Raw genomic sequence first — 301 nt, 5'->3', positions numbered from 1 at the left:
ATTCGCCTCTTCTTTTTTCTTTGCTTTCTTTTTCTTCTTCGGCGCATTGGTAACTTCTACGTCCATATGCTCTACTGGGTACCATCTCTTCAATCCCCACATATTTTCACCAATTGTAATGAAACGGCCGTCTACATTTAAATCGGTATAAAACTGAGCAATTGTCGCCTGTTCCTCTTCTTCCGAATACCCTCTTAAATCTGCAAGTTTATTAAATATATCTTTAAAATGAATGGCTTTTTTTTCATCCAAAAGAATTAAACTTGCCAATTCAATCATAGACATATTCTGAATTTGTTCG

General features: G+C 35.2%; 1 protein-coding gene. It reads right to left on the bottom strand.

Translation table 11 applies throughout. The annotated features are described in order from the left end of the window. A partial coding sequence (gene rpoE, locus JKP73_RS22645; RefSeq protein WP_200412038.1) for a DNA-directed RNA polymerase subunit delta occupies positions 1-301 on the bottom strand: 301 nt, incomplete at both ends.

This window comes from Virgibacillus salexigens, from assembly GCF_014905415.1.
Classification (GTDB): domain Bacteria; phylum Bacillota; class Bacilli; order Bacillales; family Amphibacillaceae; genus Virgibacillus; species Virgibacillus salexigens.
Note: the sequence above shows the minus strand (reverse complement) of the source record. Positions and strands in the feature narration are given on the sequence as shown.